Origin of the sequence: Flavobacterium gillisiae (assembly GCF_900107635.1) — a bacterium.
Classification (GTDB): domain Bacteria; phylum Bacteroidota; class Bacteroidia; order Flavobacteriales; family Flavobacteriaceae; genus Flavobacterium; species Flavobacterium gillisiae.
In genome coordinates this window covers 383362-400067 of sequence record NZ_FNRD01000001.1, presented here as the reverse complement: position 1 = coordinate 400067, position 16706 = coordinate 383362, and the positions used below count along the sequence as shown (strand labels likewise).

Sequence of the window (16706 nt, the reverse complement as noted above, 5' to 3'; positions counted from 1 at the left end):
TTTAAAATATTTGCAGATTTTTAATTTATAGCACGATCAAAAAAACTAATTATTTAGCTTTTGATAATAAAATGCAGGGATAAACAAAATCACAAAAATAGGTTGAATCAGAAATCGGCGTACGTAAAAAAGTACCATGTCATTGTTAGCCCCATAGAAATAAATTATAGTATAGAATAAGGATACAAAAAACACAAAGAAAAAAGCATAAAGAAATGAAGCGAACTTAATCATTGTACTATCTCTAAAAAGCACATAAATCAACCCTAATGACAGTATAGTATTCAACCCATAACGAAACAGCAACCCCATTAATAAATGAAAAGGGTTATAAGAAGGCAATGGCAAGGCATTAAAATCGCTTTTGAAATAATTCAAAAAAGGATCATAAAATAATTGATCTTCATAAGCACGTATCGTAGCAAATAGTACCACCAACACTAATCCCAGAAAAACTCTTAACTTATTTGACAGCAGTGTTTTTAGCATATAATGAAAATTTACGTACCCAAATTACCCACAGAATGAAAACTACTCCATAAATGAATAGAGGAAATAACACTCCATGCAGCAAAGGCTCTTGCTTTGGAAAATGATACATCAGGACAGTTAACAGCGCGATTCGCATCACATTCAATATATAAATCACGACACTCCCTCCAAAAATAAAAAGCAAGGCAGGCTTTAACTTTCCTGAAAATGACACAACAAATGAAATAAATAAGATGATAATACTAATAGCGTTACATCCCTCAATCATCCTGGCAACATACTTCTGATTATAAAGCAACTTAATAAAAGTTTCCGCTTTATTTTCTTCTAATGATACATCCGCATGAAATAAACCTAGTAACTGTTCTGTATTTCTGGCAACTAATTTGGTAAGAGAATCAATCTTATTATCTTCGAAACTACCCAAAAAACCTTGATATAGTACCGTAAAAATAATAAAAGTCAAAAAAAACTTTGTCAAAAACAGTAAAAAAGGTTTGTAACGAATAAAATATTTTTTCAAAATCTATTTTTTAACAAATTTATATAATTTTTGAAAGAGACTTTAAATACTTTTGTATAAAAATCAGAAAACATGACATTTCAGGAATTACAACCAAAGGTAACTGCAATTACATTAAATAATAGTCTTTCTAGAGACGAAAAACTTCTATCCGTTTGCCAACTATTAAAAGACAATGTAGATTACTACAATTGGGTTGGATTTTATTTTGCAAATCAAGATACAAAAACCTTGCATCTAGGACCTTATGTAGGAGCTGAGACGGACCATACTGTTATTCCTTTCGGAAAAGGTATTTGTGGACAGGTAGCGGTTTCAAATGAAAACTTTGTTGTCCCTGATGTAGCAGCACAAGACAATTACATTGCCTGCAGCTTCACTGTAAAGTCTGAAGTAGTGGTTCCTCTTTTTGTAAACGGAGAAAATATTGGACAAATTGACATCGACAGTCATGTTTTAGATCCTTTTACAGAGGCTGATGAGAAATTCCTAGAATTTGTAAATCAGGAGATTGCAAAGCTATACTAAGACTCTCTTTGAAATTAAGTCATAAAAGAACCAACTCAAAAACGGGAATTGATTTAAACTTAAAATATTTATAAATTTAAATATTATTTCAAAAATAAATAGTACTTTTGCACCCGTCCTACAATAGCTGTATGGCATACATAAAAATCATTAAACAAATATTGGAATGTATTTAACTAAAGAGATTAAAGAAGACATCTTCGCACAACACGGAGAAAAAACAAACACAGGTAAAGCAGAAGCTCAAATTGCTTTGTTCACTTTCAGAATTAGCCACCTAACAGAACATTTGAAAAAAAATCGTCACGATTATAACACAGAGCGTTCATTAGTATTGCTAGTAGGAAAAAGAAGATCTTTGTTAGATTACTTGAAAAAGAAAGAAATCAACAGATATCGTGAGATTATCAAAGTATTGGGTATCAGAAAATAATCAATATACTAAAGAGGCGCGAGAGTGCCTCTTTTTGTTTTTTACATAAGAATAAAAAAAGTTTGGTTTTTCATTGGGTTTTAGGCATTAACTACGCAAAACAACAACTACAACACAACTAGAACCCATGTTTAACTAAAAAATTAAATTTATGATTCCACAATTATTTGTAGAAACTATCGATTTAGGTGATGGAAGAAACATCACAATCGAGACAGGTCGTTTAGCCAAACAAGCAGACGGATCTGTAGTAATCAGAATAGGAAAAACTGTTATATTAGGAACAGTGGTATCTTCAAGAAAAGCAAGTCCAGGTATCGACTTTTTACCACTTACGGTAGATTATCGTGAAAAATTTGCAGCAGCTGGACGTTTTCCAGGTGGTTTTTTCAAAAGAGAAGCTAGACCAAGTGATAGTGAAGTATTAACAATGCGTCTTGTTGACCGTGTTTTACGTCCACTTTTCCCTAGTGACTACCATGCTGAAGTTCAGGTAATGATTCAATTAATGTCTTTTGACGAAGATGTAATGCCAGATGCATTAGCAGGTTTAGCAGCATCAGCAGCTTTAGCTCTATCTGACATTCCATTCGAAACATTAATCTCTGAAGCTAGAGTTGGTCGTATCGACGGAAAATTCATCATCAACCCAAGTCGTGCACAATTAGAATTATCAGATATTGATATGATGATTGGAGCTTCTATGGATTCTATCGCAATGGTAGAAGGTGAAATGAAAGAGATTTCAGAAGCAGAAATGCTTGAAGCAATTAAATTTGCTCACGAACATATCAAAAATCAAATTGCTGCACAAGAAAGATTAGTAGCTGCTTTTGGAAAAAAAGAAACTCGTACTTACGAAGGAGAAAGAACTGATGACGCTATTTACGCTAAAGTAAAAGCAGCATCCTACGATAAAAATTATGCTATTGCTAGCAAAGGTTCTTCTAAACAAGAACGTACTGCTGCATTTGACGAATTAAAAGAAGAAGTTCGTGCCTTATTTACTGAAGAAGAATTAGCAGTAGATGGAGAGTTAGTTTCTAAATATTTCAAGAAAACTAACAAAGAAGCTGTTCGTAATGTAACCCTAGATTTAGGAACACGTTTAGACGGAAGAAAAACTACAGAAATTAGAGATATCTGGTGTGAAGTAGATTACTTACCATCTGTACACGGATCTGCATTGTTTACACGTGGAGAAACTCAAGCATTGGCAACAGCAACTTTAGGAACATCTAGAGAAGCTAACCAAATTGACTCTCCATCTCAACAAGGTGAAGAAAAATTCTACTTGCATTATAACTTCCCTCCTTTCTCAACTGGTGAAGCTCGTCCTTTAAGAGGAACTTCAAGAAGAGAAGTAGGTCATGGAAACTTAGCGCAAAGAGCGTTAAAAAACATGATCCCTACTGATTGTCCTTACACAATTCGTGTGGTTTCTGAAGTATTAGAATCTAACGGTTCTTCTTCTATGGCAACAGTTTGTGCTGGAACATTATCATTAATGGATGCTGGTATCCAAATGATTCGTCCAGTTTCTGGAATTGCAATGGGATTAATTACTGACGGAGATCGTTATGCTGTATTGTCTGATATTCTTGGTGATGAAGATCACTTAGGAGATATGGACTTTAAAGTAACTGGAACTTCTGTAGGAATTACAGCTTGTCAAATGGACATCAAAATTGACGGTTTGAAATACGAGATTATGGAAGCAGCATTGGCGCAAGCTCGTGACGGACGTATACATATCCTTGGAAAACTAATCGAAACTTTGGCAGCTCCTAAAGAAGATGTTAAAGCTTACGCTCCAAAAATTATTACAAGAAGAATTCCTAATGCTTTTATTGGAGCATTGATCGGACCTGGTGGAAAAGTGATTCAAGAATTACAAAAAACAACTGGAACAACAATTGTTATCAATGAAGATCCAACTACTGAAGAAGGAGTTATTGAAATCTTAGGAACAGATCCTGCTGGAATTGAAGCAGTATTGGCTAAAATTAAGTCAATCACTTTCAAACCACAAATGAACGAAGCATATGATGTTAAAGTAATCAAAATGCTTGACTTTGGCGCTGTAGTAGAATACCTAGAAGCTCCAGGAAATGAAGTATTACTTCACGTATCTGAGCTAGCATGGGAACGCACAGAAAATGTTTCTGATGTTGTGAACATGGGCGATGTTTTCCAAGTGAAATACTTAGGTATGGATCCGAAAACAAGAAAAGAAAAAGTGTCAAGAAAAGCACTTATGCCAAGACCTCCACGTGAGGAAAGAAAAGAGTAATCAGATCTTAGTTTACTAAAGGTTTATTTATAAAAAACCCCATTTCATTCATTTGAAATGGGGTTTTTGTTTGGGTTTGGCTCCAATACGAGATATGCCGTTGCTTGGCTCTTATTGTGAAGAGTAACAAATAAGGGAGTGCTCATATTAAGCAGCAAAGACGACAAAAAAATTAATTAGTTAAGAATACTACTATTTAATTATTTTGCAAAAAAAATCCAGTTTCAGTCTAGTACGAAGCGGGATCTTGAATATATTTGATTATCTTTTTAACAGCTCAGATGTACCATGAATTCCATTCATTTTTACATTTGGAGTATTGTGCAAATACAGTTTTGATTTTCCTTCAAGAAAAACTGCAATTTCTTTAGAACAATTTAAGGTAGCTTGAGAGCCATCATGTTGCCTAACATCAGCATAGCGGGTCATTAATTTTGAAGCTCTTAAAATCGGCCTCCCCACAAGACTTAATCTTAAAGTCTCTGCATCACCTTTAGCACTTAGCTCCGAATCTTTATACATTTGTAAATCAAGAAGATCTGCTTTAATAACTGCTTTTGCATCAATTTTATCACTCAAAATCATTTTAATCGACTGCGCTTGTAAATCTACATCTGCATCCGCATTATTGTTTAGGCTGAAGTTAATATTTTTGGCGCTGATGTTCAGCTTCATCTTCGAATCGTCGTTACCCATAATATCAAAATCATCGTTTACTACTACTGAACCTAATTGTTTTATTTGAGAATCATTATAGAGTTTAATGGCATGAATAGTGGTCACATTCAATACGATTTCTAATCGCTTACTGGAGGTGATTTTTTCAGAAGATGATATTCTAAGTACGCTATCTCTAACTTCAAACTTTACTACATCATGCAAATTTGCGTCGGCTTTAAGGAAATAATTATTACTTAAGTTTCCAGTCGTAAAAGTTACTTCAAGGTCATCATACATCTCAATAGTATCAAATCCATTTAGAGAATATGTTTTTTCGATTACATTTTTGTCTCCTTTTACCTTCGCTTTTTTTTGTGCTTGTAACGAGGTTAAAAATAGTAGTACAAAAAGAGTTAGTATTATTTTCTTCATTTTTTTTATTTTTTAATAGTTATTGTCAAGCCTACTTATTCTAGACTTATTCCTTTACTTCAACAGTGTTTTCAATAACTTGGAGTATAGGAATTATTACTTTTCCTGTTGCAGTTTTGAGTGTTAAACTTATATTGTCTATTGCGATAATTTCACCTTCGTTTCCGTTTACTTTTATTTTTTCGCCTACAGCATAATTCTTCCTAGCATAAAAAGTAAATAATAAATTAGTAATTACATCTTTAGAGCCTAATCCAAATGCTAAAGCAAAAGTCAATAAAAAGGCTCCTAGAATTATCGTAATATTATTAGTAATTATTGTAGTATCTACTCCTGCCTGATTGAGCGCCGTGATGGTTACTAGAATTGCAATGCCATAAAACACCATGCTACTAATTATTTTTGCACCACTCATATTCAAAGAGGTAAACAAACCATGGATTGCTTTTCTAACAAAATTAGCAATGTAAACCCCAATCATGAACAGTGCTATTGCGCTGAACAAACGTGGTAAATAACGCAACAAATTACTTATTTCGACAGAGATTATTGTCCACTGCATAACATCGGCAGCAATTATCATAAATACCAAAATCAATATCCAGCGCACAAATCCTATGATAACTTCTGATATATTAATTTTAAAATCTGTTTTTCCGAACAAATCTGATTCGTTTACTTTATCGCCTATTTTATCAATATTAGAAACGGTAAGGGCTTTACGTAGAATAAAAATAACCCCTTTTGAAATTGCCCAACCTATTACTAAAACAAGTAGAGCATAAATAAAGCTAATTAACCCCTCACCTATTTTAAAGAAAAGCGTGTTTACGGTATTTAAAGTATCTGATCTTAACTGGTCTAAAACTTCCATTTTCTATTTATTTGTATCGTTATTATTGTTTTTATTTTTAGTCTTAAACATACTTTCTACCGTTGAAGCATAGTTTGACGAAAACAAGCTAGTTACTTCCATAATGAACTTTACTGCATTGACATCATCCATTACCTTTTGCTTTAATTCCTTAGGTACTTCTTGTGGTGGAAGGCCTATCTTTTTAAAAGGATTCTCATTCTCCATTATATCTCTAGTTTATTATACACTTCGGCTATTTTTACTTTTGCTCTTGATAACCGCATTTTTACGGCGCTTTCTGATAATTCTAATACTTCTTGTAGCTCCTTTATAGGAACATCATCCTGGTATTTCATCTGCAGAATCATTCGATCCTCGGGAGGGATTAATGTTAAAGCTTTTTCTAGCTTATTGACTTGCATTTGATATAAACTAAAGTCATTAACTTCAATCGCTAAATCATACTGCGCTTCTACTTGACTAGAATGTGACGAAATCTTCCGTTCTTTATCACGACTTAAGTAATTGACACAGAAATTATAGGTAACAGAATACAACCAAGTTGAAAACTTAGATTTGCCATTAAAAGTAGAGATTTTTATAAAAACATGCAAAAAAACATCCTGTGTCAAATCCTTAGCTTCATCAATAGATCGAACAAACCCATAACACTTATTATAAACCAAATGCTCGTACCTATCATATAAAACGCCAAACAAAACTGTATCATTAGTTTTGCCAATTATTGATGCTAATTCTTCATCAGTCACACTACTATATTTCTCCAATTTATATATACTTTATATAGTTTAGACACCCAAAATCTCAAAAGGTCACTACTAAATTGAGAATAAATGAAATAATTTTGATTAGTCTTTTACATCGATGCTGACATCAACTCTACGAGCTGCAGCTTCATTTAAACTTTTTGAATCAACACCATGATGTTGAGAGAAGATTCTTTTTACTGAAACCCCGCGTTCTATTAGAAACTGCTTCACCGAATCATTACGTAACAAAGATAATTTGTTATTGTAATCAGAATTCCCTTTTTTACTTGTATAACCTTCCAAAAAAACTGATAAACTTTCATTCTCATTCAACACCTCAACAAGTTGTTGTAAACGTACTGTATCACCGCTATTTATTTGTGCCGAATTATTATCAAAAAATACTTGTGTATGTACTTCCGATAATATTGTTTTCACTACATCCGGAACCACCACAGACTTAACCTCTGGTTTTATTTTAAGCTCAGTTGAATTACTAGGTAAAGAATCTTTTACAACAACTAAACTGGATACTGGATCAAACGTTGTTACAGCAGTAATGCTTTCAGCTGGTTTTGTTTCCTCATTTAAAGCAACAACAGGATTAACGACTACGATATTCTGTTTTTGACGCGCTAATAGCACTTCTTGATTTCGCAATAATGTTTCGTATTTCCTATTCAACGTATTCAATTGATTTTCATAATTTTTATCATCCTCTCTAACGGCAGTTGATTTTTGATACCCATTTGAATCTACAACAGTTCTATATAGAGTATCTCTAATTACAATTGTTTTTGAAGAGGAGACGACAACAGTATCTTTTCCTCCAGCGTCAATCTTAGCCTTTAAAACTGCTATCTGATTTTCTAAGACTCGTACTCTTTGTGTCAAACTATCGCTCTTTACTGTTTTATTTGTAAACATTAGTTCCTTAGTCACTTCCTCTTTATTAAGCTTAATATCATCCTGCTGTTTAAATTTTTGCAAAAGCGAAATTAAATGTGCTTTGGAAATAACTATTTCGCCTTCATTCTGATTTTGTCCTACAACCACAGCTGTGAAAAGTAAAACTATAAATGTTATTTTTGTTTTCATAATATATTGTTTACTGAATTTAATAAAAATAAAATCTAGGCCTTATATTTTACCTAACTTTATTTTCTTTTGCTATCCTTATTTAGGAGTAACTTATAGTTAAGACACCTAATAAATACAAAAGTCACTTTATTCAAAAAAAAAAATGTGACCTATCGATTATTCTTGTGTCTAAATATTAAACCACTTAAATAATCACAAGATGAAAAAAATAACTTTACTCGCCATTTCCTTAATTACATTTGCTTCATGTGTAAAAAAGCAAGATAATGAAAATCCAATTATCCAAAAAGAAATTGTTCAAACCAATTCCGAACTAAACAAAACACTTGTAGAGCAAGAAGAAATCAAACAACAAATTGTAGCGCTTTCAAGAAAAAAAGATTCTTTACTAAACGTGCTAAAAAGCACAAAAGAATCTATGACCAGAATGAACGATTCGAAAATTGACAAAGGCATTCAAGGAGTAAATTTAAAACTAAATGAACTTAAAGGTCAAAAAGAAAACATTGAGGAGCAAGTTGCTTTACAAAAAAAAGAAATGGACTTAGCGACTAAAAAAATTGACTTACTGAATCAAGAAAAAATAGTTTATGATGCACAACACAAAGCATTATATGACAAAGGTGCACCTCCAAAAGATTTTGCAAAAATAGATACGCTTCTAGGCACAATCAACAGTAAAATAAATGAGCAAAAAAGAAAAGTAAAGTCATTGAACAGAAACATTTCAGATGTAGAAGAACAAGTGATTTCTATTAATGATCAACGAGATTTTTTGAGTAAAAAAATCAGAGAAGATTACAACGCTCAAGATATTTTTGGCGAATTTGCAAAAGAAGAAGAATCAAAAATAGCAGAACAAATCAGCACAATTGATTCAAAAATATCAAGTCTAACTGGTAATGTTAACAACATAAACACATCTGTCGCTTCATTAAATGACAGCATTGCAGTAAAAACCGAGCAACATGATATTAATTCACAAAACCAAGAAGATGCAAACAAAACTCAAAACAGATTGTATTATGCGCTTTTTGCAGTAGGAGCCGTAATCGTACTGTTTGCAGTATTCTATATCATAGGCAAAAGAAAAAAACAACAAAACAAAACTAAATAATCATGGCAAATAAAAAAACTTCAGATAAAAAATCAACTTCAGCTTTCGATTCAATAAAAAATTTCATTGAAAATGTAACCGAAAATGTGATAGAAGGAACCACTGTCGTTACTGACAAAATAAAAGATAGTAGTGCAAAAGCATACGTAGCAAGCGCAGAGCTAGCAGAAGAAGCGAGCCAGCGCATCCATTTATACACCGACAAAGTGTCGCTTCAAAAAGAAGAAAAAAGCATCATAGAAAGACAAAAAGAAATTACAGTCGATTTTGGTGGAAAATCGTTGGCGCACTACATTAAAACAGACACCTTACACAAGCCTTTCTTGAATACTGCCGAAATTGCTACTTTGGTTGAAGAATATAAAGGGAATCAAAAAAATCTTATTTCTATAGAAAAAAAAATAAAGAAACTTAATAATTAAACCATGAGAAATATTCTATTAATGGGGTACATAATTATCTCAGTATTTTTATACACCCTTAATTTTGAACTTTTTCAAACCGGTAGAGATATTGACTTAGGATTTGGGATATTCACAACATTCCCTGTTATTATAGTCATGGCTATTGGACTGATATTTTGTCTGTTCTTTTTCCTCATAGACAAAAACAAACAAATGAAAAATGATGCACTGATTGATAATTTAAAAAATGAAATAACAATTCATAAAAAAGATCTCGAAATTGCAACACTTAAAATGAACTCTATGGTAATCGAATCACCAATTGTGGTTGCCCAAGAAATCAACTAAAAACAAAATTATGAAAAAAACGATAAACTTACTGCTATTAACCCTTTCAACTATAGGGTTTGCACAAGTCAAAGACATTAGCTTTACCGCTTCGCCTTTTGTTGACTATACTTTTTATGATAAACAATCTGGACTAGAAAACGCAACCTCTGTAGGAGGTAAAATTGGTTTTGGTTTTGGCGAATATGTAGAAATCCGCGCGGTTTATTTACAATCGCTGGGATTAAAAACTAGTTTTTCTGATTTTGGAATTGCTGGTTATAACGACGCTATGTTTCAGTCACAAGACATTAAATTGACGCGTTGGGGAGGTGAATTTAAGACCAATCTTGGTAGAGGACGTTTCATTCCTTATCTAACATTAGGTTCTGGAGTTCAAAATATAGCCATAAAAGACAGTAATGATTTTGACCAAATATACGCTAGCGCAGGTCTTGGATTTAAAACGAAGTTGACCGATCGAATTGTATTTACTATCGAAGGGAAATACAACCGTTACAACTTTAATGCAGGCGAAAATTTGCTTACCGAAGAGAACAAAACTGATTTTGGTGTTACCAACAGTGATTTTGAAACCAAAGCATTAACTAATTGGTCTGCCCAAGCTTCTTTACAGTTTTACTTAGGCGGAAGAAAACCAGGTACTTTAAGCGAATTAGACAAAGCATATTATAGCAAGTTCAGCAATGGATTCAAAGGGATTCAATGGATTTTAGAACCAAGTGCTAATTACATCAAATTTGATGATAAATCTCTTTTCAAAGACACCTATTTATTAGGACTTTACGCAGGATTTGACTTCAATCAATATATTGGAATCCGTGCATTCTATTTACAAGCTACAGAAAACGAACAAATTTCGACTTCTTTTGACAACTTATCTATGTATGGTTTAGAATTGAGAGCTAGATTAAATGACGGTAACGGAGTAACGCCTTACTTGATCTTAGGTGGTGGTTATTTAAATAGCCAAAATAGTTATCTAGGCAGGACAAATACGGCTGTAGACAGCGAAGAATTTGCATCTGCAGGTTTAGGATTGAATATTCCATTAAGCAAAAATATTTTAATTACTGGTGGAGCAAGAGGAATGATCACATCTGCAGCTGATGTTGCCGATCTATCGAGTCCGGACAATTTACAGACTCATATCATGTATAATGCTGGAATTAAAATAAGCTTTGGTGGCAAGAAAACGAATCCTGATGAAGTTTACAACGCAAAGTTAAACGAGCAATTAGACATCAAAGACAAGGAAACTCAAGTATATCTTGATGAAAAAATTGCGCAAAACAACGCCGATAACAGCGAGAAAATTTTAGTCCTTAAACAAGAATACCAAAACAAACTTGAAGGACTAGAAACAGACTTAGAAAAAGCTAAGGCCGACAATGATATTGACAAAGCTGTGGTTATTCTTGAACAAAAGAAAACGGCTCAAAATTCATTAGAGGAAGTAAACTCAATTGAAAAAAAGGCTATTGAGAAGAAAGAGACTCAACAACTAAAAGCGATCGCTACTAACAAGGAGACTAAAACGGTAGCAAAAGAAAGCATTGCTCCTGTTCCTGCAATCAAAACAGCAAAAGACAGCGTTGCTCCCGTTCCAGTAATCAAAACATTGAAAGTCAGTACGACTACAACTGTGGTTACTCCTATAGTTCCTGTTGTTAAAGTAAAAACTACCGAAAACGTTCCTGTTGAATACATTAAATTGTCCCCAGCAGAGTTAGAAAGCTTGATAGATAAAGTTATGGAAACGAATAAAACCAACTATAATAACGCTCTTGAAAACGAGAAACTCAAAAAAAGAGTTGAAGTGCTTGAAAATGCCTTGCTGAACAAAAACAAGCCAACTATTAAAAAATAATACTTCCTGTACGCAATAGGATAAAATGGAGTATAATGCAGATTATACTCCATTTTTTTAATGAAAAAATGAAAAAAATGAAATATCAAGTTACGATAAAGAACATTCAAACAATAGAAGAGTTAAGCACATACTGGTCAACTGAGGACTACGTAAACCTTCTTGCCTTATATGGATTTCCAGATGCAAAAAGCAGAAATAATAAAGAGTTGCGTGCGCTACTTTCTATGGCTCTCAGTGATTATGAGCCTAATGAAGCAGCAGCTATCTTATTAACTTACAAGTTGTCTGAAGAATTAACAGAGGGACAAATAGAACAAATTTCTAACGATATGCTTCTGGACAAGATTTGCGAAGAATATCCTGTAATCAAGTTACATGCTCCTTTGTTTCATTGCAACCAATTATTGCATCATGCATACAACGGAAAGTTCCCTAATGCTAAAGCAGTGATATTAAAATGTAAAATCACTGCTGAAGAAAATAATATCTTGACTAAAGAGCAGTTCTTAAAAACACTAAACAACGGACTTACGGAAGGTAACCTTATCAAGCGCCTTTTTGAAGAACCGATGACTACTGCAGCGGAATTTCCTGATGCTGATGGAATTGTTTGGGAACTGAATACTTCTGATAACGAAAACTACGAAATGATCACCTCTGAATATTGGTTAGACCGAAGCGATCTAATCGCATCTGAGTATGAAGGAGAAGTTATGGAAGAAGCTTAATATTTAAAACCGCTTAGTAAACTTGAGTAATTTAATTTTTAGTCCTGAATTACACGACTCATTAAATGTTCAGTATAAAACGACTCGTGCCGCTCAACGGATCTTGCATTAGGGATGGGAGCCATTGTTTGAGCTCTTAATGTGGAGTGAAACGGAACAATAAAGCGAGTGCGGACAGCCCGACCGAAGGGAATGCCATAAAAACCAAGGTAATTATTTGGTATTAACCCCCTTTTTATAAATAAAAAACCCATTTCAAGAACTTTGAGATGGGTTTTTTGTTTTGGTATTCACTACCAATTACCAGAAAAGATAGCCTATAAATTGAATATTATTTCACGTATTCTCAATTTTTAAAACCACACCGATAAGATCTTTAACCCTCTTTTTTCAATAGCTAACGATGAATGTCTGCTAAATTTATTTGGTAACACTTCCATTAATTCCTAAATAAACTTCAAAACTAAACGTAATTTTATTGCATATTTCTGAAAATTTGTGATATATTTGATTGATGTAGGATTTTTACAGCAGATAACGTTTGCTCAAAATAGTACCTTTTAATCCTTTTATTATAGAAAACAAATAGTGTAAAAATGAGATTCAGAAAACTACATTCCAACTTAATTTTTTCATTAATCGTTATTATACTTTCCTCCAACAAAGTCTCTTGTCAAACCCATTCCGATATTAAATTGCATAATTGGTTCGACAATATCATCGGTAAAGAAAATTTAGCAATAAATAATGGACCACTATATTCCAATCCTTACAGAACAATTGGCAAAAACGACATGTATTACATCTCTGATAGCTATCGAAAAGGAACCGTTTCCTATGATGGCCAGATGTATTATGATGTAGATTTAAAATATAATGTCTTTGAAGATAAATTACTATTAAATCCTTATGGAGCCTTTAAAAACATAGTAATCGTACTCGCTCAGGATAAAATAGCCTCCTTTACCTTAAACGATGCAAAATTTACTAAAAAAGAAACTCCACAACCTATATTAACTGAATTCACAAACGGATATTACGAAACCGATTCAATTAAAGTAAATTTTATACTTTTTACAAAACACCATAAAAATATTCGAAAAAAAATAGATAACAATGGTCTCTACTATAGTTTTATGGAAGACAACTTGTTTTTCATAGAATATAAAAATATACCGTACAAAATAAACGGTAAAAAAGACCTTATTAAAGTATTTCCAAACCATAGTAAACAAATCAAGGAATATTACTTAATAAACAGACAAATTCTTAAATCGAATAAAAATCAATTTATGAAAAACGTAATGAAACAAATCTCTACTTACATTTCAAATGACGAAAAATAAGAGAATGAAAAAACTTATAGTAACACTATGCTTTATAATTGTAAATCAATTAGTATTTGCTCAACAAACGAATAACACTATATCTATTGAATTTAAAGATATAAGTAGAATGGAAGCGATACAATTAATTGAATCTAAAACTCCATATAAATTTTACTTTGATCTTGACTGGATTCAAGCTGACAAGAGTTTAATTTCCGGCGCTTATCGCAACGTAACAATTGAGTCACTGTTAAATAGTGTATTCAGTAAAACAACATTAAACTTTATTGTTTTACAAAACAAGATAATACTTACTAATAATAGTCTAATTTACGATAAATTAGCAGCTAATTATTTTGCTACACCCACAAATACTTCAGTTAAAAACCCAAATATAACTACGGAAAACCCTGTGTTTTATCGCCAATATGATTCAGTTAATAACTACAAAAAGAATTCTACAATTACGTTTATTGGTAAAGAAACAAAAAAGGATACTACGCATTTTTATTTACTGTCGGGATATATCAAAAATGCAATCACTCAAAAACCAGAACCCGATATCGCCGTAAGGGTAAAAAGCAAAAACATAAGTACCGTCACAGACAAGGAAGGTTACTACATATTAAAAGTCCCCGGCGGAATTAATACTATAGAAACAACATCCATCATCCATCAGAAAATCATAAAAACCGTTATGGTTTACAAAGATGGAAAACTCGATATTGAAGTCGCTGATAAAGCAAATCAATTAGATGAAATAATAGTCCATAACAAAGAAAAAAGAGCTGTCGAAACGGTAATTTCGGGATTGGTTTCGATAGACATTAAAAACATTAAAAACATTCCTCTAATTCTTGGTGAATTAGACATCTTGAAGGTGGCAACCACATTTCCTGGAATAAAAACAACTGGAGAGGGATCTGCAGGATTTAATGTCAGAGGAGGAAAGGAAGACCAAAACTTAATTCTTCTTGACAATGCTGTCCTTTATAATCCACAACATTTTTTCGGTTTTTTCTCTGCAATTAACCCATATACCGCAAGTAAAGCCAATATTTACAAAGGAAGTATTCCAACAGAATTTGGAGGACGATTATCTTCTGTTTTTGAGGTAATCACAAAGAATGGGGATTCTGAAAAGGTATCAGGAGAAGGTGGAATTGGAATAATCACAAGCAATATCAGTGTCAGTTTTCCAGTCATAAAAAACAAGGCCAGTCTACTAGTTGGTGCGCGATCTACTTACTCAGATTGGGTCCTAAAATCATTGAATGATGAATCTTTGAAAAAAAGTGAAGCTGGTTTTTACGATGGCATCATCAAATACAACCATACTATAGACAAAAAAAATGCTGTTGAATTAACATTGAATTATAGTCACGATCGTTTTAGATTAACATCTGACTCTTTATATAAATACAGTAACAGACTAGCAGCCCTGAAATGGGATCATACGTTTAATAAAAAGAATAAAGCCGCTTTAATTTTTACAAATAGCGAATACAAATTCAACATAGACTACGACACCGAAGGTACAAACGCCTTTGATTTTGGATATAAAATAGATGAGAAACAAGTATTACTAAAATTTAATACTTTATTAAATGACAAGCACAAACTAAACTATGGTCTTTCAAGTAAGTTGTACAATATAGACCCAGGTTTTCTAAGCCCGAAAAAAACAGAATCGTTATTACTACCGATAAATATTCAAAGTGAAAAAGGCCTAGAATCCGCCTTATATGTTTCAGACGAATTTAAGGTAAGTAATAAACTATTGATTAATTATGGATTACGTTATTCTTTTTACGCCTCTTTAGGAGAATCAACACAAAGGGTCTATGCTCCGAACGTCCCCCTTAATGACGCAACCGTAATTGGAGAAAATCATTTCGCTAAAAATGAAGTCATTAAAACCTTTAATGGTATAGAACCTCGCTTTGCAGCTCGTTATTCCTTCACTGATAGCTTTTCGATCAAAGCTAGCTATGATAAAACATATCAATTTATCCATTTACTTTCAAATAATGTAACGCAGTCCCCAACAGACTCTTGGAAACTTTCGGATTCAAATGTAGATCCACAAAGTGCGCAACAATATTCCTTAGGTCTTTATAAGAACTTAAACGATGATATATTAGAACTCAGTTTAGAAGGATATTATAAAAGATCCAAAAACATTCTTGACTATAAAGTAGGTGCTCAATTAGTTTTAAATAAGAACATTGAAACAGAGCTTTTACAAGGTCAAGGAAAAGCATACGGTATTGAGTTACTATTAAAAAAACAAATGGGGAGATTAAACGGGTGGCTAGGATACTCTTATTCACGCACCTATATAAAAATGGATAGTGAATTCAATGAGGAAAAAGTAAATAACGGAAACTATTTTCCAGCTAATTTTGACAAACCCCATGATGTAACCGCTGTTCTAAATTATAAACTAACAAAAAGATATAGCATCTCTTCAAATTTCGTTTATCAAACAGGAAGACCTATCACCTACCCAATCGGTGCTTATGTATACAATAATGCTGAATACACTTTATATAGTGACCGAAATAAATATAGGATTGAGGATTATTACCGTCTAGATATAGGAGTCAACATTGAAGGCAATCATAAAATAAAAAAATTGGCACATAGTTTCTGGAACATATCCATATATAATGTTCTAGGAAGAAGCAACCCTTACTCTGTCTATTTTGTAACAGAAAATGATGGTCAAATAAAAGCTTACAAAACCTCTATTTTTTCTATCCCAATACCAAGTATAACCTATAATTTTAAATTTTAATGATAGCAACACAAATAAAA

At 32.7% G+C, this 16706-nt stretch carries 17 protein-coding genes; 10 read left to right on the top strand and 7 right to left on the bottom strand.

The genetic code is table 11. The features are described from left to right. Positions 1-45: 45 nt before the first annotated feature. Both BLV35_RS01875 and xrtF read right to left on the bottom strand, forming a co-directional pair. Complete coding sequence (locus tag BLV35_RS01875; RefSeq protein ID WP_091083935.1) at positions 46-489, bottom strand: exosortase F system-associated membrane protein; 444 nt, start codon at positions 487-489, stop codon at positions 46-48. Further along, positions 464-1015: an exosortase family protein XrtF gene (gene xrtF / locus BLV35_RS01870; protein WP_091083931.1), complete on the bottom strand. Its 552-nt coding sequence runs from the start codon at positions 1013-1015 to the stop codon at positions 464-466. Before xrtF ends, BLV35_RS01875 begins: the two co-directional genes overlap by 26 nt. 72 nt (positions 1016-1087) lie before the next feature. Here xrtF and BLV35_RS01865 point away from each other — a divergent pair, with 72 nt between their 5' ends. The 3 genes from BLV35_RS01865 to BLV35_RS01855 all read left to right on the top strand — a co-directional run bounded on the left by BLV35_RS01865 (position 1088) and on the right by BLV35_RS01855 (position 4269). Further along, positions 1088-1543, top strand: coding sequence for a GAF domain-containing protein (locus BLV35_RS01865; protein WP_091083927.1), 456 nt, complete (start codon positions 1088-1090; stop codon positions 1541-1543). 166 nt (positions 1544-1709) lie between these two features. After that, the gene (gene rpsO, locus BLV35_RS01860; RefSeq protein ID WP_091083924.1) at positions 1710-1976 is read left to right on the top strand and encodes a 30S ribosomal protein S15; all 267 of its coding nucleotides are present in this window, start codon (positions 1710-1712) and stop codon (positions 1974-1976) included. 151 nt (positions 1977-2127) lie between these two features. Further along, the gene (locus BLV35_RS01855) at positions 2128-4269 is read left to right on the top strand and encodes a polyribonucleotide nucleotidyltransferase (protein ID WP_091083921.1); all 2142 of its coding nucleotides are present in this window, start codon (positions 2128-2130) and stop codon (positions 4267-4269) included. 261 nt (positions 4270-4530) lie between these two features. Here the strand turns inward: BLV35_RS01855 and BLV35_RS01850 are convergent, their stop codons facing one another. The 5 genes from BLV35_RS01850 to BLV35_RS01830 all read right to left on the bottom strand — a co-directional run bounded on the left by BLV35_RS01850 (position 4531) and on the right by BLV35_RS01830 (position 8085). After that, positions 4531-5361, bottom strand: a complete 831-nt coding sequence (locus tag BLV35_RS01850; RefSeq protein ID WP_091083919.1) for a GIN domain-containing protein — start codon at positions 5359-5361, stop codon at positions 4531-4533. Positions 5362-5407: 46 nt separating this feature from the next. After that, positions 5408-6235 (bottom strand): mechanosensitive ion channel family protein, encoded by an 828-nt coding sequence (locus tag BLV35_RS01845; RefSeq protein ID WP_091083917.1) that lies wholly within the window; start codon positions 6233-6235, stop codon positions 5408-5410. 3 nt (positions 6236-6238) lie between these two features. Further along, positions 6239-6442: a hypothetical protein gene (locus tag BLV35_RS01840; protein ID WP_091083914.1), complete on the bottom strand. Its 204-nt coding sequence runs from the start codon at positions 6440-6442 to the stop codon at positions 6239-6241. Continuing rightward, positions 6442-7005, bottom strand: coding sequence for an RNA polymerase sigma factor (locus BLV35_RS01835; RefSeq protein ID WP_245711996.1), 564 nt, complete (start codon positions 7003-7005; stop codon positions 6442-6444). Before BLV35_RS01835 ends, BLV35_RS01840 begins: the two co-directional genes overlap by 1 nt. Before the next feature lie 81 nt (positions 7006-7086). Further along, the gene (locus BLV35_RS01830) at positions 7087-8085 is read right to left on the bottom strand and encodes an OmpA family protein (protein ID WP_091083909.1); all 999 of its coding nucleotides are present in this window, start codon (positions 8083-8085) and stop codon (positions 7087-7089) included. Positions 8086-8287: 202 nt separating this feature from the next. Here BLV35_RS01830 and BLV35_RS01825 point away from each other — a divergent pair, with 202 nt between their 5' ends. From BLV35_RS01825 to BLV35_RS01795, 7 genes are all read left to right on the top strand, one after another. Then, the gene (locus tag BLV35_RS01825; protein WP_091083905.1) at positions 8288-9205 is read left to right on the top strand and encodes a hypothetical protein; all 918 of its coding nucleotides are present in this window, start codon (positions 8288-8290) and stop codon (positions 9203-9205) included. Between the two features lie 2 nt (positions 9206-9207). After that, positions 9208-9627, top strand: a complete 420-nt coding sequence (locus BLV35_RS01820; protein ID WP_091083903.1) for a hypothetical protein — start codon at positions 9208-9210, stop codon at positions 9625-9627. A gap of 3 nt (positions 9628-9630) precedes the next feature. Further along, the gene (locus tag BLV35_RS01815; RefSeq protein WP_091083900.1) at positions 9631-9957 is read left to right on the top strand and encodes a hypothetical protein; all 327 of its coding nucleotides are present in this window, start codon (positions 9631-9633) and stop codon (positions 9955-9957) included. A 10-nt stretch (positions 9958-9967) separates the two neighbouring features. Next, complete coding sequence (locus tag BLV35_RS01810) at positions 9968-11827, top strand: outer membrane beta-barrel protein (protein WP_091083896.1); 1860 nt, start codon at positions 9968-9970, stop codon at positions 11825-11827. A gap of 77 nt (positions 11828-11904) precedes the next feature. Next, positions 11905-12558 (top strand): hypothetical protein, encoded by a 654-nt coding sequence (locus BLV35_RS01805; RefSeq protein ID WP_091084825.1) that lies wholly within the window; start codon positions 11905-11907, stop codon positions 12556-12558. Between the two features lie 596 nt (positions 12559-13154). Further along, the gene (locus tag BLV35_RS01800; protein WP_091083892.1) at positions 13155-13904 is read left to right on the top strand and encodes a hypothetical protein; all 750 of its coding nucleotides are present in this window, start codon (positions 13155-13157) and stop codon (positions 13902-13904) included. A gap of 4 nt (positions 13905-13908) precedes the next feature. Further along, on the top strand, positions 13909-16686 hold the full coding sequence (locus tag BLV35_RS01795) for a TonB-dependent receptor (RefSeq protein WP_091084822.1): 2778 nt from the start codon (positions 13909-13911) through the stop codon (positions 16684-16686). Positions 16687-16706 lie beyond the last annotated feature (20 nt).